Consider the following 22,243-nt stretch of genomic DNA (forward strand, 5'->3'; position numbering starts at 1 on the left):
CTTAATCTTTTGCTTCGTCCTTTGCTTCATCAGCGGCGGCATCGTCAGACTTAGCTTCTTCAGCTGGCTTAACTTCTTCAGGCTTAGCTTCTTCTTCAGGCTTAACAGTCCGAATAGCAGTTGCTTCAAAAGTCAAGATAACGCCTTCGGCGTCCAAGTCAACAGTCTTTGCTTCTTCGTTGACAGCATCGACAACAGCATGCAAACCACCGATGGTAACAACCTTAGCACCCGGCTTCATGTTGCTGCGCATTGCTTGTTGGCGTTGTTGTTGCTTCTTGCTTGTCCGTGACATCCACCAAAGCATGACAACGAGAATTAATAGAGGGAAAAGTAAATTAGACATAATAACATCCTTTATTTGAGTTTAAACTATTGTAACAAATTTTTAGAACAAACGTGCGTTGGGTTTATTATAACCATAATCTTCCATGACTTGCTCGCGGAATTCCAAGAGGCGGTCTTCTTCAATGGCAGTCCGCATTTCTTCCATTAAATTCAACAGATAGCGTAGGTTATGCTCAGAAGCAATCTGTGCTCCCAGCAATTCATTGGCATTAAAGAGATGGTGCAAATAAGACCGCGATAGGTTTTGATAAGGACTATAAGATGGTAAATCATATTGCGCTAGATTGCCAAACTGATTTGTTCGGATTGGATTTTTTGAATAATATTCCAAATCAGGATCAATGGGTGAAAAGTCATTCTTATACTTCGAATTCTTAATCACCACTCGACCGCGCTTGGTCATTAGTGTTCCCTTACGGCCGACTCGCGTTGGTAAGACACAGTCAAACATGTCCACCCCGCGGATAACAGAATCGATTAGGGAATCAGGAGCAGCCACCCCCATCAAATACCGGGGCTTGTCTTCCGGTAAGATTGGCATGGTAAAGTCCAAGACTCGGTTCATTTCTTTCTTTGATTCACCAACGGATAAACCACCCACGGCGTAACCTGGCAAATCCATCTTGACTAATTCCTTAGCGGATTCAGTCCGTAAATCACGAAAACCAGCTCCCTGGACAATTCCAAACAAAGCCTGAGTATCGGTCTTCTTGTGATACTGTTGTGCCCGGTCCGCCCAGCGCAATGACCGTTGCATGGAATCCCGGATATACTCATAGGTTTCAAAATAAGGAATCGCTTCGTCCAGTTGCATCATCACATCAGAACCCAAATTGTTCTGGATGCGCATGGCTACTTCTGGTGACAAAAACATCTTGTCGCCGTTCACGTGGTTACGAAAGGTTGCCCCCTCTTCACTCAACTTACGCGAATCGGATAACGAGAAGACCTGAAAGCCACCAGAGTCAGTTAAGATGGCCTGATCCCAGCCCATATACTTGTGCAAACCACCGGCCTCGGCAATTAATTCATCCCCGGGACGGACCCATAAATGGTAGGTATTGGCCAAGATAAACTGTGAACCAATTTCCTTCAATGTTCGATTGTTCACACCCTTAACGGCACCCTGCGTTCCAACCGGCATAAACATTGGGGTTTCAAAGGTTCCATGGGGAGTGTGTAACCGGCCACGACGTGCACCGGTATGTTTTTCAGTATGAAGGTGTTCGTACCAAACGGCACCCTTTTGCTGTGTCATATTTCACCTGCTTCAAAAAATTTTCACTATGCCCATTATAACACGGTCCATCTTGGAAGCGGCTAATGCGCAAATTAGTCTGAAAAACGACCCGCCAACACCATTATTGAGTGTTATGATACTATTGTTAAATTGACTGTAAGCTAAAAACGAGAAAGCTGGTTATATAATGGAGCAAAATTATATCGCTCGGATGCGAGCAAAAGTTGGTCACGAAGGCATGATTTTCCCTTCTGCCTGGGGCGTCCTTTGGAATGAAAACCATGATGCTATTTTATTAGAAAAGCGTGGTGATTCAAAGAATGGCTACGGCTTCCCTGGTGGTTTCTTGGAGTACGGTGAATCACCAATGCAAGCCGTCGTCCGTGAGTTTAAAGAAGAAACAAACCTGGACGTCGAAGTGGTCCGCCTCTTAGGCGTTGCTAGCCACGTGACCGATAAAAATTCCTGGGGTGATGCCCAAGAGACCTTGTCAATGGGCTTTGAGGTCCGCTTGGTACCCGGCGCCAGCGCAGCTGATTTGGTCGTTGATGGCGATGAAACGTTGGCCGCCGACTTTATTCCGGTTAACCCAAGGCCAGAAATGTTTGTTCCCGCTGCTGCGGAAACGCTCGAACGTGTTTTGACTGAAAATGAAGCAAGCAACCGACCTTGGTTACGCGAATCTGTTTCAAACAAAAAGGCCTAAGGCCTTTTTTATTTTGTCCTGAACCCTTCATTTAAAACTAACAAGAAATTGAATCAAAATTTGAATAAATCAGCCTCCGTCACACCTAATTCGTCTGATAAACCTTCACACCCGTGTTCTTTAATATTTAAAAATAATCTTTAGTTTATTTTAGTTAACTGCCCTAATTTTGTATAACATTTTAAAATAATGATTGTTATTTTTAAATTATGATATAATTTAGGTGCTAGGAACGTGGTGGCAGTATCCTTATATGAATACTTGTCTTAATTCCTACTTCTATTGTTCGACATTTGGTAAACAGGATTCTTTCGTGTAATCAATGAGTTCCTAACTATATTTCTAGCACGTTTCCCGAAAAAATTCATTTCTTATTCCACCCTGTTTACCTTTCCATTAATTCTTTCGCTGCCACCAAGTTACTAGCCACTTTTGGACTGGAAAATACCAGTCCTTTTTTGGTGCTAAGTTTCTCTAATTTTTTTGACCCCTAACTTCCTCTGGAATTTTTATTGCTGACGTCCGTTGCATTCTTTTGCTGCTGAAATCTTCTTCACTTTTTGTCGCTAACGTCCATGCACTTTTTTTCTTTCAAGCACCTTCTGCCCTGCATTTTTTGTTAAAGACTGGTAGACTACTATTAATTAGTGTCACTCTGATTGAAAGTTTGTATCTTGAACTTTCGCAATCCCTTGCGGGTTTTGCCAAATATTTTATTTGAAAGCTGGTTTTTTTCATGATTGCAATTTTCTATGGTTTCCTAATTGGTTGCTTTGTTACCTTGATTGGTGGCGGAGGTGCCACTTTTTACCTTGGGGTTTTAACCTCGACTTTAGGCATGTCGACAGTCGTCGCTGTCCCAACCTCTCTCTTAATTGCTGTCTTCGCCCTCTTTTCGGGCATGGTAACACAGTGGCGGTTAAAGAATATCGAAAGTAAGCTTGGTAATCGATTGATTATTGCTGGGATTCCAGGCATCATCATCGGTACCGCCGTTTCCCGATTTATTCCCGTCGCCGTTTATAATATCGGCGTTGGGATTTTGCTAACAGGCATGGGCCTGATTGTGGTCATCAAAAATTTCCGCAAGAAAAAAGAAAACGAAAAGCCCAATGAAAACAGTAAGGTTGCCCCACTCTTTGGCCTGATTTCTGGCCTCATGGTTGGTTTCGGCGGCCTATCAGGTGGCTCAGCCACCGTGGCGGGCCTGTCAATTATGAATGTTCCTGCGGTTAAGGCCGCTGGTACGACAACCTACGTTCTATGGGTCTTGGCTGTCGTCGGGCTCATCAGCCACTTACTGAGTGGTGGTCCCATTTCTTGGACAGCCGGCCTCTACCTGATGATTGGTGGCGTGGCTGGTTCGATTCTGACACCCCTCGTTCTCAAACAATTCGATCCAAAAAAGATTAACAAGTTTTTATCGCCCTTTATCGGCTTTGTGATTATGTACTTTGGTATTCGGTTGTTCTTTTAACAATACAGAAAAGGAAACCACTGATTAGGCATCCCCTGATCGGTTGTTTCCTTTTTTCATTTAAGATATTCAAACAAGCACCTGATATAAAAACAGATAGTCTGTCAATTCATGGTGAGACCACCATCGACTGTAATGCACTGGCCAGTCACATTATTGGAGAGTCTTGAAGCTAAATAAAGGGCCGTTCCAGCCACATCGTCTGGGACAGTTAATCGCTTGGTTGCCGATAGCGCCAGCAACTGTTCACGCACGTCATTACCAGTGGCGCTACTCGAATCCGTCGGATAAGTCAGCCCAGGTGCAATTGTATTCACTCGAATACCAAAAGGCCCAAGATCTTTTGCTAATGCCCGGGAATAGCCTAATAAGGCAGCCTTTGCGGTAATGTAATCATGGTACGGGACCGTTGGCTGTTGAACAAGATTACTAGTCATCTGAATAATCCGACCAGACTGGTTTGCCTTTAACAAAGGTAAAGCAGCCTGGTTGACATTGTAGGCAGCCTTGACTGCCCCCTCAAATTGTTCCTGATAGTCATTCCACGGCATCAATTCTGCATGAAGACGGGTTTTGGGATTAAAACTGTAGTGTCTTAGGGCATTATTCACAACGATATCCAAACCAGCAAAATTATCATCGATCGTCGTCATCATTTTCTGCACTGCCTGCTCATCGCAAACATCCGCAGCTAAAGCTACTGCTTGTCCCCCAGCTGCTTGGATTTCTTGCACAACTGCAGCCGCTTTTTCCTAATTTTTCAAGAAATTGACGATAACGAGTGCGCCCTCAGCAGCAAATTGTTTGGCAATGGCAGCGCCGATTCCACGGCTAGCACCAGTCACTAGTGCCACTTGATTTTCTAATAGCATCTTTACCACTCCACATCTAGATCCAAGTGTTCAGCCAAACTTTCTGCACTTGACTCAATATCCGTAAACCGCAACAAATCTAATAAATTAAAATGACCATCATGGTGCCAACCAGGCCGCGCCCGAGTCATCTCACCTAAAGCGGTAATTCGGCACAGACCCGCTTGACCCAAAACATTCGTGATTGATAACAAACGTTTTGGTGCTACTGCGACACCGGCAGTTTGTAAATACTGACGATAGGGTTTTAAGTAGTTCGGCACAGTCAGTAAATCATCAACAGCCACTACATGCACAAACCGATTTAATGGTGAACTCGTAAAGGTTGGCTGATCGTGGTAAACAACGGTCCAATCTGTCTTTTTCGGACTAGAAAAGACCGTCAAGCTGTCATCATCAATTGCTTCTAATTGAAATTGCGCACGTAAACGGTTAATGGCTGTTGCCTGTTGGTCATCAAGACTCGCCCGGGGCCATCGTTGTTGCTTGCTGGCCAAATCAGCTGCTAACGCACTGGCAAAGTCCTTTGGCAACAAAGCACCACCGCGTTCAACGAAAATACACTGTGGCGACAGACAGCTTTGCTGGTCATAAATCGCTATGTCCGCACCCGCCCGATTAACGGTGTCTTGGTAACGGTCTGTCGCCAATGACTCTTGGCCAACCAGGGCAAAGCTGATTTTATAGCCATAATGCAAAAATAAATGGCCGTCCGGCACTAATGCCTGAACCTTCTTCACAGATTGGTCGGAACCATAAGCAATCGTAGCATCCGTGTTGGCCGCGGCCGCCTCTTCGACTGCCGGTTTGCTCCCCCCCTTCCACGGAAAAATCGCCAAACAGCCCGCTAACCTCGGTTCCACTTCTAATAAACTTTGGCCAAAGAGCACCGGAAAAAGTGGTTCAGCAAAGGAAGTTTTCCCAAAGCTAGCTGACTTTACCAACAATGTCATCACAAGTGACCAAACCTGAAGGCCCGGAATATTACCGGAAAAAACGTGAAAACTTGTCTTAGGGCCATAGGCCTTCGTCAAGCTCCCTGATGCTTGTGGCTGAAAAGCATCCAAAATCGCTGGATTTGCCAATTCCGTATTTAAAAACCGGCGCAACTCTTTGGTACGAAATAGGCGCGTATAACGCCTGATTTCTAAGTTAATGGTTTCCTCGCTGTATCCCGTAATGACCGGTAATAACTTTAATGCCAACTGACGCTCTTTGTACTCCGGATTCGTCCATTTTTCGGCGGCAGCACTAATTATCGTCACGATTTGTTCAACCGAAAGTTGACTTAAAAAAATCTGCTGATGGTCTTCCAACGCCTCAATGGTCGCTTTGACTTCTTCCTTCGTCAAATCAGGATACTGTAAGTCATAGCGTTGATTGCCCACCAAAATCGACCAGGTTTCCAATCGGTCAAATTGACTCTCGTTTGGTGCCAAGAACAAGTTAATTTTTGTTGTCTCTACTTCTTCAGCCATTAAGACCTCTTTCATACCTGATTGGCTTGCAGTAGTTGATCAATCGAAATCGAGCACCCCTTCGCACCCGCCCCCGCGATTCGACCGAGCAAGGTAAAGCCAGCTTCATCCTGGACTGCTAAATCTTCTGTTAAAATCCCCAAACATGAGTTCCAGTTCGAAAGGTCATAATAGGCCAAAACACCCTTTTCTCCAGGCGCAACCGGTTCCAAGGTATCGGTATCTAAAATTCTGACGCGAACCCATGCCGGTGTTTGCTTACTATAGATTGGGTCCAGCCCCTGGCTAAGGTGCCACAAGTTCTGATCATAGCACTGTGAACTGATTTCCGTCATGCCATACATATTCAAATAATAGTCACGACTAACACCAAAGGCTTCTTTCAAATCAGCTAGCAGCTGGTCTTCGCTTACTTGACGTGACTGGCCTTTGAACCCACCAGTATCAAAGATTCGACTTTTTTCAGCCAGGTGAAAGACCAACTTCTGCTGTTTTAGGTAATCCAAAAGATGGACGTAGGAAAAACTAGCGCCTAATAGCATCACGGGACGCTGGTCCTCTTCTGCCACCTTCAAAGCAGCGACCACGCCCTGGTAATCGATGCCGTCTTCGTCGACATACGCTCGACTGTGTTGGTCACCAAATTCGGCAATGGCGCGACTAACATAATGAGCCAAAGAAGAATTTTCTAAGTGTTCTTCATCCGGGAAAAGACCAATAATCGTGATTCGATCAACATCTGGGAGAACATACTGTTTGAAAGGTGCTTTCATCGATTCATTCCAAACAGCAAAAGTTGGATGGTAGCTATGACTACGGTGGTTTTTATCCGTTGTCCCACTCGACATAAAAACAGCCTCGTCCGCCGTAATTGACGTTGTTGACAGCGTTAACTTCTTGTATCCCTGAATCGGCATTAATGGAATGTCTTGCCACCGATGGACCATTAGTGGACTTTTTCGTTGCTGTTGCGCATATTTTTTATAGGGCAAATTATGGTCAAATTGATATTGAAACAAATCAAGGGCCAGCCGGTTAAAATCCTCATCGCTTTCACCATGCCCGTTCATGACCTGGTACTGATTAATAAAATTCAGAATTTCTTCTTGAATCGTTGCAACTGCTGAATCACTCATGATTCTTTTCCTTTCCAAAAAATCCTGGGACGACAATTAATAGAATATGCAAGGTCACAATTGACAAGGCACCAACTAAGATGCTATTTGAAAAGAGTGATTGATAAATACCCGAAAAGCCTTTTGCATAAGATGGCAAGGCAATGGCCAACAACAAAGACAAACCAATACTCATCCGTGTTGCTTCGCTCTTATCAGACTTCTGCAGAGTGGCAAAGCCCGTCGTCAACAAAGTCGCCGCTGCCGGCAAAAACATTCCACCAATCACTGGTGCTGGGGTCAAAGCCAGAACTGCTGCAAACTTCGGCACGAACCCTAGTAAAATCAGCAATCCCCCAGCCAATAGAATTGGCTTGCGAGAATGAACCCCCGTCAACTTCATCACCCCTAAGTTTTGGGCAAACGCAGTGGTTGGAAAACCACCAATCAAAGAGGAAAGCATGGAGCCACCCGCTTCACCAGCAATGCCACGACTAATACGCTTTGAGCTTAATTCTTCTTTGGTAACATCGGCGGATGCTTCATAAACACCCAAAGCTTCAATCACCGCCACTAAATAAGCGATGAAGAAGGTCAAGAAAATATCCCAATTAAAACGAAATAGTCCATACGGGAACAAGCGTGGTAGACCAAAGAGCGGTTGGCTTTTGACGCCTGACAGGTCAATCATCCCCAAGCTTGCGGCCAAAAGATTGCCCACCACAAGGGCCAACAAAAAGGAAAACTTACGCCAGTAACCGCGGCCAAACAACGATCCCAAGACAACAATCAAAGTGGTCACAATGGCCACCAGCAAAACATTCGGTGATGCAAAGCCCTTTGTTCCGGGCGTACCCCCTAATAATTCTGACATTGTAAAACTTGAAAGCGAAACGCCGACCAAAAAAATAATGGTCCCGGTAATCGCAGGTGTCAGCTTCTTGGCTAAGCGATGAACCCAGCCAAATAACGACATCAGCAAAACAATAAAGCCACTGAGAAAGACGGCACCACCGGCGGCTGGTAATCCCCCAGTTTTACCAGCGCTAATCATTAAGGCGTCAAAGGCCGCTGAAGGGCCTTGCACAATCGGTAGCCGCGCTAATTTTGAAGCCTGAAAAATCGTCACAAGACCAGATGCCAAAAAAATGGCACTAATCAAATTCGTCGACAAAGCTAACGAGAGGCCCGCAGCCGAAGCAACGAAAATCGGATCCAGCCAAACATTGGAAACAAAGATGTGTTGAATACTAATCAATAGTGTCTGACCGGTGCTTAATGGCACCTCTTCTTGGAAACTTTCTTGCTGCTGATGGTTCTGTTGAATCATTCTTTCTCTCCTAAAATTTAATTCATCAATCCACCCTGTCCGGTCTTTACCAGCAAAAGAAAAAGGTTGAATTCATGATGAACTCAACCTCAACCAAAAAGCCCTTAAAAAAAGACCCCTGTTATCGATATTAGTTGCATTCCTACGCTGGTATTAACCAGATCAGGTACATAGGGTCTAAGACATTTCTGTCTAATCTCAGCGTGATGCTCCCCTTGCGAATTAATTAATTTTTTTCAGTATAGCATGAAATTGAAAATTAGAACAAATATAAGACACTTTTGTTCAACCTAATTTAAAACGGTTCTACTAATAGCAAAAGTCAAAGTGCGATCAACAAAAGTCAGACAAATACACTACCAGCAACAACTCTCACCTTGATGCCAATCACTAATCCCTTTTAGCTGTTTGCAATGGCACTCTATTTTGACCAATGCATTAACCTTCCCCAACCGTTACATCATCAACAGCAGCGCGGATTTCCTCGGCGTATGCCTGTAGCTTTGCCGGTGCATTTTGACCATTGTCGGCCACAATTTGGACGCAGGCAGATCCAATAATGACCCCATCGGCCAATTCCGCCATTGCTTGCGCCTGGTCGGCGGTATGCACGCCAAAGCCAATGGCAACAGGCACATCCGTAACCGCCTTAATTTGTCCAACAACTTCCGCTAAATTAGAAGCAAAGGACTCGCGAGTGCCCGTCACCCCCAGAGAAGAAACCAGGTAGATAAAGCCGGTCGCCTCTTTGGCAATCATCGGAATGCGCTCACCAGACGTCACCGTAATCAACGGAATCAAATCCAGACCGTGCTTGTCAGTAAAGGGAGCCAATTCTCCCCGTTCTTCATAGGGCAAATCAGGAATAATCAGGCCATCAACACCGAACTTTTCACAGTCGGCGGTAAAACGTTCATAGCCATACTGGAGAACAATATTTAGGTAGACCAAGAAAACAAGGGGCACCGCTGTTTGTCGTCGAATTTCCTTCACCGCCGCAAAAATTGATTCAATCGGTAAATTATGGTCGCGCAGGGCCCGCAAATCGGCCGCCTGAATAACGGGACCGTCGGCGACTGGGTCAGAAAAGGGAATCCCAATTTCAACGACATCAGCACCACCTTCAGCCAAGGCTACAACATTGTTAACAGTCGTTTCCATGTCTGGGTCATTAGCAGTGACGAAGGCAATAAAGTTTTTATGATTTTTAAAACTTTGACTAATTTTACTCATGAATTTCAACCCCCCGGTACTTGGCAATCGCTGCCACATCCTTGTCGCCACGGCCAGATAATGTGCAGACAATGACCTGGTCTTTTGGCAATGTTGGCGCTAATTTTTGCACATAGGCCACGGCATGGCAGCTTTCAATCGCGGCAATAATCCCCTCCTGCTTGGCAATGTACTCAAACGCAGCCACCGCCTCATCATCGGTGATACCAACGTATTGGGCCCGGTGTTCGGCAGCCAAGGCGGCGTGTTCTGGCCCAACTCCTGGATAATCTAACCCAGCCGAAATCGAATAAACCGGGTTAATCTGGCCACTGTCATTTTGCAAAAAGAGCGACTTCATGCCGTGAAAGACACCCAACCGGCCTTTTTCGATGGTCGCCGCCGTCAAGTCAGTATCAACGCCCTTGCCGGCTGCCTCCACCCCAATCAACTCAACCTCGGGATGGTCGATATAGTGGGCAAAACTACCGATGGCATTGGAGCCACCACCAACACAGGCAATCACCTTATCGGGCAAGCGCCCCAATTGGTCCTGGATTTGTTGCTTGGATTCCTGACTAATCACACTTTGAAAATCACGCACCATCTCCGGATAAGGATGAGGGCCGGTTGCCGAGCCCATCACATAAAACGTGTCCTCAGGTCGGGCCGCAAAGTCTTGCAGGGCGGCATTAATGGCATCCTTCAAGACCATTGATCCGGAGGTCACGGCATGAACCTTGGCCCCAAGGAGTTCCATCCGATAGACGTTCAAACGTTGGCGATCCGTGTCCTCCTTCCCCATAAAGACTTCACATTCCAGGCCAAACAAGGCAGCAATCGTTGCCGTGGCCACCCCGTGTTGACCAGCACCGGTTTCGGCAATCAAGCGTTTTTTGCCCATTCGCTTGGCTAACAATGCTTGGCCAATCACATTGTTAATCTTATGAGCCCCCGTGTGGTTCAAGTCCTCGCGTTTGAAATAAATTTGAGCGCCACCAAGGTCTTCCGTCATATTCTTAGCATAGTACAACAGCGATGGTCGGTTGGCATAATTAGCCAATAGGTCAGCCAATTCCGCCTGAAAATCAGGATCGTCCTTCGCTTCCTGGTAAACATCGGCCATCTTATTCAACTCATTCATCAGAGTTTCCGGTACATATTGGCCACCATACTCTAAGAACCGACCGGCTTGTTTCTTTGTCTTGTATTCTGTTTCCATTACTTTCCCTCCTCTTGATGGGCAATGGCTACCAGTGCCACCATCTTGTTTAAATCTTTGTACCCCTTTGTTTCCGCCCCAGAACTCACATCAACAAAAGCGGGCTGATAAAGCTGCAGTAAATCGCTGAGATTATTAGGTTGAATTCCGCCAGCCACAAATAAATGAGTCGGTGTTAAACCGGCTAACCGCTGCCAATCTAGTCGCTGACCAGATCCAGCACCAGCATCAACCATTAAAAAATCAACTAGGTCGAGATTACTGGCTAGCTGTTCGTCCAAACGGCCACTAAAATTGGCTAAAGCCAAATCACTGACTGGGTGTTCGTCCGAACTCCCATTAATTTCGGCTAAATTCAAATCGCTGTCTAGACGCTCTGTCAAGCCGTCATTTCCCTTTTTTAATCGACGCAGCCGAAGCTGATTTTGCCAGCCCTTAGCCTGGTCAATGGCATCATCACCGACCAAAGCTTGGATAATCGGCACACCGGCCTCCCGCAACCGCCGAACTTCGTCAATCGGTCGCTGACCATGCAGCTGAATCATTTGAATCGTCCCCGTTTCAACCAATCCCAAAATCATTTCAACCGGTTCAGCAACGAAAACGCCGACCAGGGGAATCTGTTCAGCCAGCGCCTGGCGCACTACTAAAGCCTCTTCTGCCGTGACCTGGTGGCGACCGGGAGCAAAGACTACCCCCACCAAATCAGGGCGCGCCTCGTTGGCCATCAAGGCCTCTTCCTTGGACATCAAGCCACAAATTTTAATCTTGGTCATGGGCCCGCTCCCCCAGTCCTGCTTCAATAAAGGCTTTTGGATCAGCCGCCTTCATCAAGGCCTCCCCGATAAGCACACCATTGATTCCTAAGGATTGCAGGTGCACAATATCTGACGGTTTTTTCACGCCACTTTCGGCAATAAAGGCAACGGAATCGGGCACCAAATCAAAGAGTCGTTGGCTGTTGTCAAAGGAAACCGTAAAATCCTTCAAGTTGCGGTTATTAACCCCAATCATCTTGGCACCGACGGCCAGTGCTTGGCTGATTTCATCCTCGTCGTGTGCCTCAACTAAAACAGCCAGTCCTAAACTTTCAGCTAAGTTCAAATAGGCTTGCAAGTCCTCTGGCGACAAAATGGCCACAATCAACAGAATAATGCTCGCGCCCGCCACCTTTGCCTGATAGATCATGTAGGGGTCGATAACAAAGTCCTTCCGCAAAACGGGGCTAGTCATCGCTGGTGCAATCTCAGCCAAATAGTCTAATTTTCCCAAAAAGTAATCCGGCTCGGTTAAAACCGAAATGGCCGTTGCGCCGGCTTGATCATAGGTTTGGGCAATTTCTTGATAAGGAAAATCAGTCGCAATCAAGCCCTTGGAAGGCGAGGCCTTTTTGACCTCGGCAATCACGTGAATCCCCGGTGCTAAAAAACGGTCGTAAACGTCCTGCGGGTCTGCCACCGGCAGTGCTTCTGCCTGCGCTTTCAAATCAGCTACTGGCACTGCTTCTTTTTCTTTTACGAGCCGTCTTTTGGTGGCGGCCACTAAATCATCTAGAATCATTCAACGGCCTCCACAGTGGTTAAGGTTGTCAGCAAATCAGCAGCCCGACCATCATCGAGGGCCTCCTGGGCTAATTTCACACCCTCTTCAATCGTAATGGCTGGATTAACGGCATTCAGGCCAATGGCCGCGTTCAAGACCACGATATCGCGCTTGGCTCCCCGTTCCTCACCAGCTAAGATGGCCCGGGTAATGGCCGCATTCTCCTGTGCCGTCCCACCAACAATCTCCTCTTTGGTTGCCCGGGTCAAGCCGAAGTCCTCAGGAGTAATCGTTTGGAACTGAATGTTGTCACCCCGCAATTGCACTAACTTGGTTGGCGCTGAAATGGAAGCTTCATCGAGACCGTCCGTTCCATACAAAATGTTGGCTGACTGGACACCGAGCTGGTGCAAAACCTGAGCCATTGGTTCCAACAACGCCCCATCATAAACGCCCAAAACCATTTGCTTAGGTTCGGCTGGATTGGCCAATGGTCCCAAGACGTTAAAGATAGTCCGAATACCCAAACCGCGGCGCACAGGGGCCACATACTTCATCGCTTGATGGTACTTTTGGGCAAAAAGAAAGGTAAAGTGGTTATCCTTTAGCATTTGTTCGGCCTGGTCAACCTCCTGGTTAATGGGGAAACCAAGGGCCTCTAAGACATCGGCAGCACCACTCTTTGAAGATGTGGCTCGGTTGCCATGCTTGACCACGTCATAACCCAGACTGGCGATGACCAAGCCCGCCGTTGATGAGATGTTAAAGGAATTGGAATGGTCACCACCGGTACCGACGATGTCCAAGCCCGCTGGTTGCTTAGGGAATTCTAAGGCTGCTTGGCGCATGGCTTGGGCAGCCCCAGCAATTTCATCGGCCGTTTCACCCTTCGCCGTTAAGGCCGTCAAAAGGGCGGCAATCTGAATTTCTTCGGCTTGGCCGGTCATGATTTCGCTGATAACCTCGGCTGCCTCATCGAACGTTAAATTTTGCTGTTGACTGACTGTTTGAATGGCTGTTTTAATCATGGTTCTTCTCTCCCGTATATGCTAAGAAATTAGTAAAAATTTGTTTGGCGGCCGCTTGGTCCGTCATAATCGATTCGGGGTGAAATTCAACCCCGTAAACGTGGTTCTCTTCATCGGCGACCGCCTGGATAGTGCCATCATCGGCCTGGGCAGTCACGGCTAAGTGATTGGGGATGGTGGCTGGATCAATCATCAAGGAATGGTAGCGCCCAACCGTAAAGGTTGTCGGGCAACTGGCTAAAATGCCCGCCGATTGATTGCCCTGCTGGTGAATCAGACTCGTCTTCCCGTGCATAAGAGGAGCCGAGACAATCTTGGCCCCATAAACCTCGCCAATCGCTTGGTGCCCGAGGCAAACACCGAGGACGGGCACCCGCCCGATGGCCGCTGCCAAAACGGTATTGAGGTTCCCGGCCTGATTTGGCCGACCCGGTCCCGGTGATAATATCAGCCCCTTCAACGTTGGCTCGTCCAGGTCCTCAACGCTTACCTGATCATTTTTCACCACCTTGATGGTCTGCTTGGTCAACTTGCCAATTTCTTGGTAGAGGTTATAGGTAAAGCTGTCATAATTATCAATTAGTAATAGCATCGGCCGCCTCCTTTGTGACCAAGTCCAACATCAACCGGCTTTTATTTTCAAATTCTCGGTACTCTTCCTCCGGGCTACTGTCAGCAACAATCCCGGCACCAGCATGGACAACCAGGTGCTGATCCTTTTGGTAGGCTAAGCGAATGCCGATGCAGATATCGAGGTCGCCATCAAAACCAATCGTGCCAATGCCACCACCGTAAATGCCCCGCTTGCGGTCCTCCAATTGATTGATAATCTGCATGGCCGAAATTTTGGGCGCCCCCGATAACGTTCCAGCTGGTAAAGTCGCCGCCAGAATATCGACAGGGGTTAAATCAGCCTGGGCTTGGCTTTCGATTGTCGAACCAAGGTGCATCACATTTGGAAAGTAAAGCAGGTGGCGCAGTTTCGTAACGGCGACTGTGCCAAATTGGCTAACTCGACCCAAATCATTGCGCCCCAGATCAACTAACATATTATGTTCCGCCAGTTCTTTTTCACTGTGCTGCAGTTCCTGGGCAAAGAAGCGATCCTCTTCTGCTGTTTTCCCCCGCCGCCTGGTACCCGCTAGCGGATACGAGAACAACCGGTCGCCGGTCTTCTTAATCAATGTTTCCGGTGAAGCCCCGGTTGCCTGATAATCACCGTTCTCAAAGTAGAACTGGTAAGGCGACTGTGGGCCATCCTGAAGCCTGGTAAAGACACCAGGTAAAATCTTCCGGTTACCCGTTTTTGCTAGGTAAGGATTGGATAAAATCAGCTGAAAGATATCACCGGCATGGATGTGTTCTTTCGTTATTTGTACTCGGTCGCTGAAGGCGGACCGCGTAAATTGATTGATAAATGTTAATGTTGGCTGGATTTGAATTTCTTCACCCTCCAACGACTCATTCAAAGTTAACGCCGGCTTGCTTTCAATCTCGGCTTCCTTAAGTGACTCATGGTTGAAGCCATCCTGATTTTCCTGCTCGGCAACTGCTAAATCATTTGCCTGAACCCGATCCATGATTTCATCAGCCTGGTCCGCCAAATCATTTAGTTCTTGTTGAACCTTTTCAAAGTCGTTCTCAAGCCGGTCGGACGCCACCGTTTGGCTTAAAATCAGTTCTTTGGTCTCGTGCCGATAATTAGCAACCACCTTTGGTAAAAATAATTCGAAATCCGCTAAACCAAGATCATCTTGGGCCGGTGCTAAGTGAACATCGGGGTGATAGCGGACAAAATCATAGGCGAAGTAGCCAATCAACCCGGCCACAAAGGGGATGGTATCAGTCACCTTTGGAATTTTGTACTGTTGATAAAGCTGATTTAAAAAGGCAATTGGGTCACCTTGCTTGGTTTCAACTGAACCATCTGTGTTCGTCACTTGGATTTGACCATCACGACCGGTAATCGTTTGCTCAAGCGAGAGGAAGAAGGTGGTCACGCCCTCACGTTGAAAGATCATCGTCTGATCCTTGGTTGTCCCCAGTTCCTTCACCAACACCACTGGGTCAAAATTGCTTATTTTTTTGCTAACAATCACTGGCAGGAAGGGATATTCTTGGCCATATTGCTTTAGGTCTGTCTGATTCAACTCTTGGTCACCTCGTTTCGTTTTTTCAACTAAAAAATCCGCCCATAACAACGCAATTTATGCTTTGTTAAGGACGGAATTTCTCCGCGGTGCCACCTTAATTAGACTAAAAAACTGATTTCTTCGACAAAAAAGCCGACGAAAAAAGTCCTTAGCCCCTCCTTAGCGAGATACCAACATATCCCCGACAACTGACGTATGCCTGACGTTTCCCCATACTCGAGCGAATACTCTTTCAGAAGAACCCTCCGTGGTCCATTTAACTGCCTGCGTTCCATCACCTTCCCAGCATCGGCGACTCTCTTAGCGTGCACAACAATCTTGATCTCCACATCATTGGTTTTTATGGACGAACTATTTAATTGCCCTCAGTTTAATCACTAAATGAAAAACTGTCAAGGAAAATGAGGATTATTTTCATTTTTTAGAATTAAAAAAGAAATCAATCCAAGAAATAGCCATCAATAACCGACCTTTTCTTGTTATATAGTCTATTATTTAGCCATCACACAAAATGAACGAAAAAAAGAATAAAATGAGAAAAAAATGATAATAACTCTTGCAAAAACAAATTTCTTATGTTTTAATTAAAGCAACTTAACGGAAAGGGATTCCAACAATGAAAAAACCATCAGCACAAATGATGAGTCGTTATTATGGCTTTTATTACTTTAGATAGCACGTCCAATTCTCGATGCGGACGTGCTCAAGCGTACGCATCTAGGTAATAAAGTCATCTTTGTGTTGGCCGACTAGATGTAACACCTAGTCGGTAATCGATGGCAATCATGATGGAATCTTTTCTTTCTCACTGTGAGCAATCAGCCGACTAGGTTAATACCTAGCCGGCTTTTTTATTTAAATCAGAAAGGAAGAATCACATGACAAGAATTGATGGACACACCTACTTAATTGGCTTGATGGCCTACCCCATCCGCCACTCCATGTCACCAACCATGCACAACACCGCCTTCGAGGCCTTGAACCTGAACTTCGTTTACCTGGCTTTTGATGTCCCAGCCGAGAAACTCAAGGATGGTGTCGCTGCTATCCGAACCTTAGACATGCGCGGTTCCAACGTTTCAATGCCCAATAAGCAGGCCATCATCCCCTACCTCGACAAGCTCGATATTTCGGCCGAGCTCAACCAAGCCGTCAACACTGTGGTCAACGATAACGGCGTCTTAACTGGTTACACCACTGACGGTGTCGGCTTCGTCACTGATTTAAAGAAAAAAGGCCATGAAGTTGCTGGAAAAAAGATGGTCTTAATTGGTGCCGGTGGTGCCGGAACACCGATTGCAACCCAGTCCGCACTCGATGGTCTCATCGAAATCAGAATCTTCAACCGCCACGACGGCCGCTTCGACCACGCACAAGAAACCGTTGACATCATTAATGAAAAAACCAATTGCCAGGCCAGCTTAACAGACCTCGCTAATCAAGTGGCTTTAAAAGAAGCCCTTGCTTGGGCCGACATCTTCTGTGATGCCACTGGCGTTGGCATGAAGCCACTGGAAGATCAAAGCCTTGTCGAAGATTCAACCTGGTTCAAAAAGGACCTGGTCGTTTACGACACAGTCTACGCCCCAAGAGAAACCAAGCTTATGACCATTGCCAAGAACGCTGGCGTCGACCACGTATACAACGGCTTGGGCATGATGATTGAGCAAGGCGCCGCCGCTTTCAAACTTTGGACCGGCCAAGACATGCCAATCGACCTCGTCCAAGCAGCAATTGAGGAGAAGGACCAACAATGAAAACACTAACCTGTCACAATACCATCATCGGGGAAAACGACCAAAGTGCCATTGCCCTCCCGATTGTCGCAGCCAACTTAGCCGAACTGAAAGAGCAACTGCCGGCTATTAAGGAAAGCCAACCTGATTTAGTCGAATGGCGGATTGACCACCTCGACCACACGCCAGAATTAAAGGACTTAAAAGAGATTCGAGCCGCCCTAACGGCTGGCCTAGGTGACCTTCCCATTATCGCCACCTTTCGAACACAAGGTGAAGGCGGTGCCATGCCCCTTGAAGAAGCAGCTTACGGCGACCTTTTGGCTAGCCTAGCTCAAAGTGATTTTGACCTAATCGATGTCGAAGTTGACCACGACCAAAAATTGGTTGAAAAGGCCATCCAAACTATCCATGATCAGAACCGCCAAGTGATTGCCAGTTACCACAATTTCCAATCAACCCCAACCAACGCCTTTTTACAAAATCAATTTGAAAAAATGGCCAACTTGAAGGCAGACATGGCCAAGATTGCCGTTATGCCAACCACCAAGGCCGACGTTTTACGCCTCTTAACCGCCAGCCAAACCGCTCAGGAAAGCCTGGCCATCCCCATCGTCACAATGGCCATGGGGGAACTTGGCAAAATCAGTCGAATCGCCGGTCAACTAAGCGGGTCAGCGATTACCTTCGCCAGCCTTGATGAAGCCAGCGGGTCAGCTCCCGGCCAGCTCACCATCGCTCAAATTCGTCAAGTCTTTCAGCTACTCTAAGGAGAAATCGTTATGCAAACTTCCCGTCTTCGTCTCAAAGCCGGCCTCTTCACCAACTACCTGGTCCACGGCTTTGGCATGATTATTCTGACCCAAAACCTGGTCACCCTGGCCCACCACTGGCAATCCACTTTAACAGTTGCCTCCTTTATCCTTTCTGGAATTGGTATCGGCCGCCTCATCGCCTACCTGATCATGGGCTTTATCTCTGACCGCTTTGGTCGCAAGACAACCCTCTTAATTGGGATGGTTACATACCTGATTTTCTTCGTGGTAACACCGCTAAACCAATCGGTTGCCCTGGCCTACGGTCTGGCTATCTTGGCCGGTGTAGCCAACTCAGCTCTTGACTCAGCAACCTACCCACTTTTGGCCGAAATCAACCAAAACGGCACTAGTAACAGTGTCCTCCTGAAGGCCTTCATTTCCGTCGGCGAATTTATCTTGCCATTAATCGTTCTCTTCTTGAACGAGCAAAAGCTTTGGTTCGGCCTATCATTCTTAGTTCCAGCCGCCATCTTGCTGGTCAACCTCGCCAACGTTCTCACGATTAACGTGAAAGATGCCAAGGAAACGACCGCTGTTGAAGAGACCGCCGGTCTCAAGCTCGGCTTTGCTAAGAAATCAGCCTTGACCGCTGGCCTCTTTGTCTACGGTTATACCTCAATGGCCGTCATGATTTGGTTTACCCAATGGATTACCATCTTCGCTAAGAAAATTGACTTCACGGCCGCCATGGCTCACTTCCTTCTTTCCCTTTACAGTCTCGGTTCCATCAGTGGCGTGATCGTCGTGGTCATCTTACTAAAGCGACTGACCATTAAAAAAGAACTCTTTCTCACATTAAATGCTGTTTCATTACTAGCCATCACCACGATTACCCTGAGTACCAACGAAACGGTTTCGGCCATCGCCGCCTTCCTTTTTGGCTTCAGTGCTGCTGGTGGTTTGATGCAAATCGCCTTGAACACTCTTTTGTCCATCTACCCAAAGCACAAGGGGATGTTAACGGGTCTCTTCTTTATCTTTGGTTCCTTAGCTTCCTTCTCAGTGCCAATCATTACCGGCCTAATTGTGAAGAATCCAAACATAAATTTGATGGCCGGTGACATTCTGGTCGCCTTAGTTGGTCTGGCAGTCGCCGTGATTATGTTCTGGGCCTTGCCAAAAGAAAAGCGGGCGAACACTTCGTTAGCCGATGCACGAGAAGACATTAACCGCATCGATGCACAACTCATCGACCTCCTCGAGCAACGCTTCGCCGCTGTTGATGATGTGCATAAGTTCAAGCAAAATGGGCAAATTGCCATCAAAGACCTCGATCGCGAACGGCAGGTCCTCGACAATGTTGCCAAGAAAACCAAAAATAAGGACCTAGTGGCTTATAATCAAGACATTATCCAAACCATTATGGATAATTCCCGCAAGTACCAGGCATCACTGAAATAAGAACAAGCTGGTGGCTCACTCACTTTCAATCATTCGCCACCATCGTAACTACCACTACCCACAACCAATCCAGAGACAGAAAAGGAAAAACATTATGCTCACATACTTAACCGCTGGTGAATCACACGGACCGGAACTTTCAGGAATCTTGACAGGCATCCCCGCTGGTCTAAAGCTCGATATTGACGAGATTAACGCCGCCTTAGCTGCCCGTCAGGGTGGCTACGGCCGTGGTAACCGGCAAAAGATTGAACATGACCAGGTGATTATCACTGGTGGTGTGCGCCACGGCAGGACGCTTGGTTCTCCGATTGCCTTAACGGTTAAAAATCGCGACCACAAGCAATGGTCTGAAATCATGAACCCTACCTCAGAAGAAACGCCAGAAAACACCCTCCGGTCCGTTAGTCGCCCTCGTCCCGGCCATGCTGATTTGGTCGGTGGGATGAAATATGGTCACCGCGACATGCGAAATGTTTTGGAACGATCATCAGCCCGCGAAACGGCCATGCGGGTTGCCATCGGTAATATCTGCAAGCAAGTCTTGCAAGCCTTAGACATCAAGATTGTCGGCTATGTCGAAGCCATTGGTGGCATCCATGCCGAGGGTAGCCAGCCCACGGATGTTGACCAAATCGAAAAGTTGATTGCCCAAAACGACTTGCGTCTCACCGAAGAAAACCAGGTGACAGCCATTCACGAGTTAATTGATACGGCCAAGCGCAACGGCGATACTTTGGGCGGTGTCATTCGAGTGGTGGCCGAAAACGTGCCAGCCGGCTTAGGATCTTATGTCTCTTGGGATACGAAATTAGATGCCAAGCTTGCGGCAGCCGTAATGGGGGTCAACGCCATGAAGGGTGTCGAAATCGGCGACGGCTTTGAAAATGCCGAACACCCCGGGAGCCAGGTCATGGACGAAATTGACTGGCAAGAAGGCCAAGGCTTTTCCCGCAATTCCGACCACCTGGGTGGCTTTGAAGGTGGCATGACCAACGGCATGCCTGTCATTGTTAAGGCTGCAATGAAGCCCATTCCAACGTTGTACAAGCCATTGCAAAGTGCCGACATCAATAGTAAGGAAGTTAAAAAGGCCACGGTGGAACGCTCCGATACCACCGCGATTGTACCCGCCTCAATTGTGATTGAAAGCGTGATTGCCATTGAATTGGCCAAGGCGATTACCGATACTTTCGATGGTAGCAACCTCGCCCGCTTACAAAAGCAAATTGCGGACTACCGTCTCGAACTCAAGAATTTCTAAGGATAAATCATGGCAGAACAAGATCGAACAAAATTAACCGGACGCATCACCGTTCCCGGTGACAAGAGTATCTCCCACCGCAGCATTATCTTTGCAGCGATTAGCACGGGCGTGACAACGATTGATAATTTTTTGAAATCAGCTGACTGCCTGTCCACGATGCAGGCCTTCAAGGACTTGGGAGTCAAAATTGATGAACGAGACGGCCGGGTGGTGGTCACCGGTGTTGGTCTACATGGATTGACCAAAAGTGACCAGCCCCTGGACATGGGCAATTCCGGCACGTCAACTCGGTTGATTACCGGGCTCTTGGCCGGCCAGGACTTTGATTCCACATTGGTCGGGGATGCTTCACTTTCCAAGCGGCCAATGGCCCGGGTCACCGACCCGCTCAGCCAGATGGGGGCTGATTTTACCAGCACTGAAAACCACCTACCATTAACGGTCTTCGGTCGCCCCCTCCACGGGATTCATTACCGCCTGCCGGTGGCTAGTGCCCAAGTCAAAAGTGCCATCATCCTCGCCGCTCTTCAGGCAACAGGCGACACCGTGATTGAAGAACCAACGGCTTCAAGGGACCATACGGAACGGATGTTAGCCGCCTTTAGCCCGGCCAGTATTGACCGAGAAGGCCACAAGATTACCATTCACCCTGGCCATCCTCTGACCGCCCAACACGTCACCGTTCCTGGTGATATTTCCTCTGCCGCCTTCTGGTTGGTTGCGGGTGCGATTGTACCTGGTTCTTCGATCACAATTGAAAATGTCGGAATTAATCAAACGCGCACTGGCATTCTCTCAGTTCTCAAGCAAATGGGTGCCCAACTGACCATCCAAGAACGCCCCCAGGCCAACGAGGAAACGGAACCATCTGCCGATATTACCATCACGGCCTCGGCACTCAAGCCCTTTGAAATCGGTGCTGAAGAAATCCCCGCCCTTGTTGATGAGGTGCCCCTCTTAGCCCTCTTAGCGGCCAGAGCCGATGGCGTCAGTCGCATTACCGGCGCAGAAGAATTACGCTTCAAGGAATCTGACCGACTAGCGGTCGTAGCAGAAGAATTCCATAAGCTCGGCATTGCCATTGAGGAATTACCCGACGGCTTCGTAATTGACGGTCGCAAGAGTTGGCAAGTGCAAAACACTGATTTGGACAGCCACCAAGATCACCGAATTGCAATGACCCTCAAAATCGCTTCCCTACTGGTTCCAGAGGACGTGACGATTCGAGACTTTGACGCCGTTAATATTTCTTACCCCAGCTTTTTAGCTGACTTGCAACGATTAAGGAGTTGATCAAA

At 47.5% G+C, this 22,243-nt stretch carries 19 protein-coding genes, 1 pseudogene and 1 riboswitch; of the genes and pseudogenes, 7 read left to right on the forward strand and 13 right to left on the reverse strand.

Going from position 1 to position 22,243, the window contains the following annotated elements; genetic code table 11:
* Position 1: 1 nt before the first annotated feature.
* Together yajC and tgt are read right to left on the reverse strand one after the other, a co-directional pair.
* On the reverse strand, positions 2-346 hold the full coding sequence (gene yajC / locus AABI08_RS02230) for a preprotein translocase subunit YajC (protein ID WP_421823471.1): 345 nt from the start codon (positions 344-346) through the stop codon (positions 2-4).
* 42 nt (positions 347-388) lie between these two features.
* On the reverse strand, positions 389-1,606 hold the full coding sequence (tgt, locus tag AABI08_RS02235; RefSeq protein ID WP_338343460.1) for a tRNA guanosine(34) transglycosylase Tgt: 1,218 nt from the start codon (positions 1,604-1,606) through the stop codon (positions 389-391).
* Between the two features lie 169 nt (positions 1,607-1,775).
* Between tgt and AABI08_RS02240 the strand changes: the two genes are divergently transcribed.
* Both AABI08_RS02240 and AABI08_RS02245 read left to right on the forward strand, forming a co-directional pair.
* On the forward strand, positions 1,776-2,294 hold the full coding sequence (locus AABI08_RS02240; protein WP_338343461.1) for an NUDIX domain-containing protein: 519 nt from the start codon (positions 1,776-1,778) through the stop codon (positions 2,292-2,294).
* A 736-nt stretch (positions 2,295-3,030) separates the two neighbouring features.
* Entirely contained in the window at positions 3,031-3,771 is a 741-nt protein-coding gene (locus AABI08_RS02245; RefSeq protein ID WP_338343462.1) for a sulfite exporter TauE/SafE family protein, read from the forward strand.
* Positions 3,772-3,875: 104 nt separating this feature from the next.
* Here the strand turns inward: AABI08_RS02245 and AABI08_RS02250 are convergent.
* The 11 genes and pseudogenes from AABI08_RS02250 to AABI08_RS02300 all read right to left on the reverse strand — a co-directional run bounded on the left by AABI08_RS02250 (position 3,876) and on the right by AABI08_RS02300 (position 15,720).
* A pseudogene (locus AABI08_RS02250) lies at positions 3,876-4,643 on the reverse strand (SDR family oxidoreductase).
* Between the two features lie 2 nt (positions 4,644-4,645).
* The gene (locus AABI08_RS02255) at positions 4,646-6,121 is read right to left on the reverse strand and encodes an acyl-CoA reductase (protein WP_338343464.1); all 1,476 of its coding nucleotides are present in this window, start codon (positions 6,119-6,121) and stop codon (positions 4,646-4,648) included.
* A gap of 11 nt (positions 6,122-6,132) precedes the next feature.
* The gene (locus AABI08_RS02260) at positions 6,133-7,257 is read right to left on the reverse strand and encodes a LuxE/PaaK family acyltransferase (protein ID WP_338343465.1); all 1,125 of its coding nucleotides are present in this window, start codon (positions 7,255-7,257) and stop codon (positions 6,133-6,135) included.
* Positions 7,250-8,566: a solute carrier family 23 protein gene (locus tag AABI08_RS02265; protein ID WP_338343466.1), complete on the reverse strand. Its 1,317-nt coding sequence runs from the start codon at positions 8,564-8,566 to the stop codon at positions 7,250-7,252. Before AABI08_RS02265 ends, AABI08_RS02260 begins: the two co-directional genes overlap by 8 nt.
* 122 nt (positions 8,567-8,688) lie before the next feature.
* Positions 8,689-8,792: riboswitch (TPP riboswitch) on the reverse strand.
* A 212-nt stretch (positions 8,793-9,004) separates the two neighbouring features.
* A complete protein-coding gene (gene trpA, locus AABI08_RS02270; protein ID WP_338343467.1) occupies positions 9,005-9,799 on the reverse strand; it encodes a tryptophan synthase subunit alpha in 795 nt (264 codons plus the stop codon).
* Positions 9,792-11,000 (reverse strand): tryptophan synthase subunit beta, encoded by a 1,209-nt coding sequence (trpB, locus tag AABI08_RS02275; RefSeq protein WP_338343468.1) that lies wholly within the window; start codon positions 10,998-11,000, stop codon positions 9,792-9,794. The genes trpA and trpB overlap by 8 nt, the downstream gene beginning before the upstream one ends.
* Positions 11,000-11,776, reverse strand: coding sequence for a phosphoribosylanthranilate isomerase (locus AABI08_RS02280; RefSeq protein ID WP_338343469.1), 777 nt, complete (start codon positions 11,774-11,776; stop codon positions 11,000-11,002). The genes trpB and AABI08_RS02280 overlap by 1 nt, the downstream gene beginning before the upstream one ends.
* Positions 11,763-12,560: an indole-3-glycerol phosphate synthase TrpC gene (trpC, locus tag AABI08_RS02285; protein WP_338343470.1), complete on the reverse strand. Its 798-nt coding sequence runs from the start codon at positions 12,558-12,560 to the stop codon at positions 11,763-11,765. The genes AABI08_RS02280 and trpC overlap by 14 nt, the downstream gene beginning before the upstream one ends.
* Entirely contained in the window at positions 12,557-13,570 is a 1,014-nt protein-coding gene (gene trpD, locus AABI08_RS02290) for an anthranilate phosphoribosyltransferase (RefSeq protein WP_338343471.1), read from the reverse strand. The genes trpC and trpD overlap by 4 nt, the downstream gene beginning before the upstream one ends.
* The gene (locus tag AABI08_RS02295; RefSeq protein ID WP_338343472.1) at positions 13,563-14,162 is read right to left on the reverse strand and encodes an anthranilate synthase component II; all 600 of its coding nucleotides are present in this window, start codon (positions 14,160-14,162) and stop codon (positions 13,563-13,565) included. Before AABI08_RS02295 ends, trpD begins: the two co-directional genes overlap by 8 nt.
* Complete coding sequence (locus AABI08_RS02300; RefSeq protein WP_338343473.1) at positions 14,146-15,720, reverse strand: anthranilate synthase component I family protein; 1,575 nt, start codon at positions 15,718-15,720, stop codon at positions 14,146-14,148. Before AABI08_RS02300 ends, AABI08_RS02295 begins: the two co-directional genes overlap by 17 nt.
* 881 nt (positions 15,721-16,601) lie before the next feature.
* Here AABI08_RS02300 and AABI08_RS02305 point away from each other — a divergent pair.
* The 5 genes from AABI08_RS02305 (at position 16,602) to aroA (ending at position 22,238) form a co-directional block, all read left to right on the forward strand.
* Positions 16,602-17,480: a shikimate dehydrogenase gene (locus AABI08_RS02305; protein WP_338343474.1), complete on the forward strand. Its 879-nt coding sequence runs from the start codon at positions 16,602-16,604 to the stop codon at positions 17,478-17,480.
* Entirely contained in the window at positions 17,477-18,229 is a 753-nt protein-coding gene (gene aroD / locus AABI08_RS02310; RefSeq protein WP_338343475.1) for a type I 3-dehydroquinate dehydratase, read from the forward strand. Before AABI08_RS02305 ends, aroD begins: the two co-directional genes overlap by 4 nt.
* Before the next feature lie 12 nt (positions 18,230-18,241).
* Positions 18,242-19,678, forward strand: a complete 1,437-nt coding sequence (locus tag AABI08_RS02315; protein ID WP_338343476.1) for an MFS transporter — start codon at positions 18,242-18,244, stop codon at positions 19,676-19,678.
* Positions 19,679-19,772: 94 nt separating this feature from the next.
* Positions 19,773-20,942 carry a chorismate synthase gene (gene aroC, locus AABI08_RS02320; RefSeq protein ID WP_338343477.1) on the forward strand — a complete coding sequence of 390 codons (1,170 nt, stop codon included), beginning with the start codon at positions 19,773-19,775 and terminating at the stop codon, positions 20,940-20,942.
* A 9-nt stretch (positions 20,943-20,951) separates the two neighbouring features.
* The gene (gene aroA, locus AABI08_RS02325) at positions 20,952-22,238 is read left to right on the forward strand and encodes a 3-phosphoshikimate 1-carboxyvinyltransferase (RefSeq protein WP_338343478.1); all 1,287 of its coding nucleotides are present in this window, start codon (positions 20,952-20,954) and stop codon (positions 22,236-22,238) included.
* The last annotated feature ends 5 nt before the right edge of the window (positions 22,239-22,243 follow it).

The organism is Fructobacillus evanidus (assembly GCF_963580165.1).
GTDB classification, from domain to species: domain Bacteria; phylum Bacillota; class Bacilli; order Lactobacillales; family Lactobacillaceae; genus Fructobacillus; species Fructobacillus evanidus.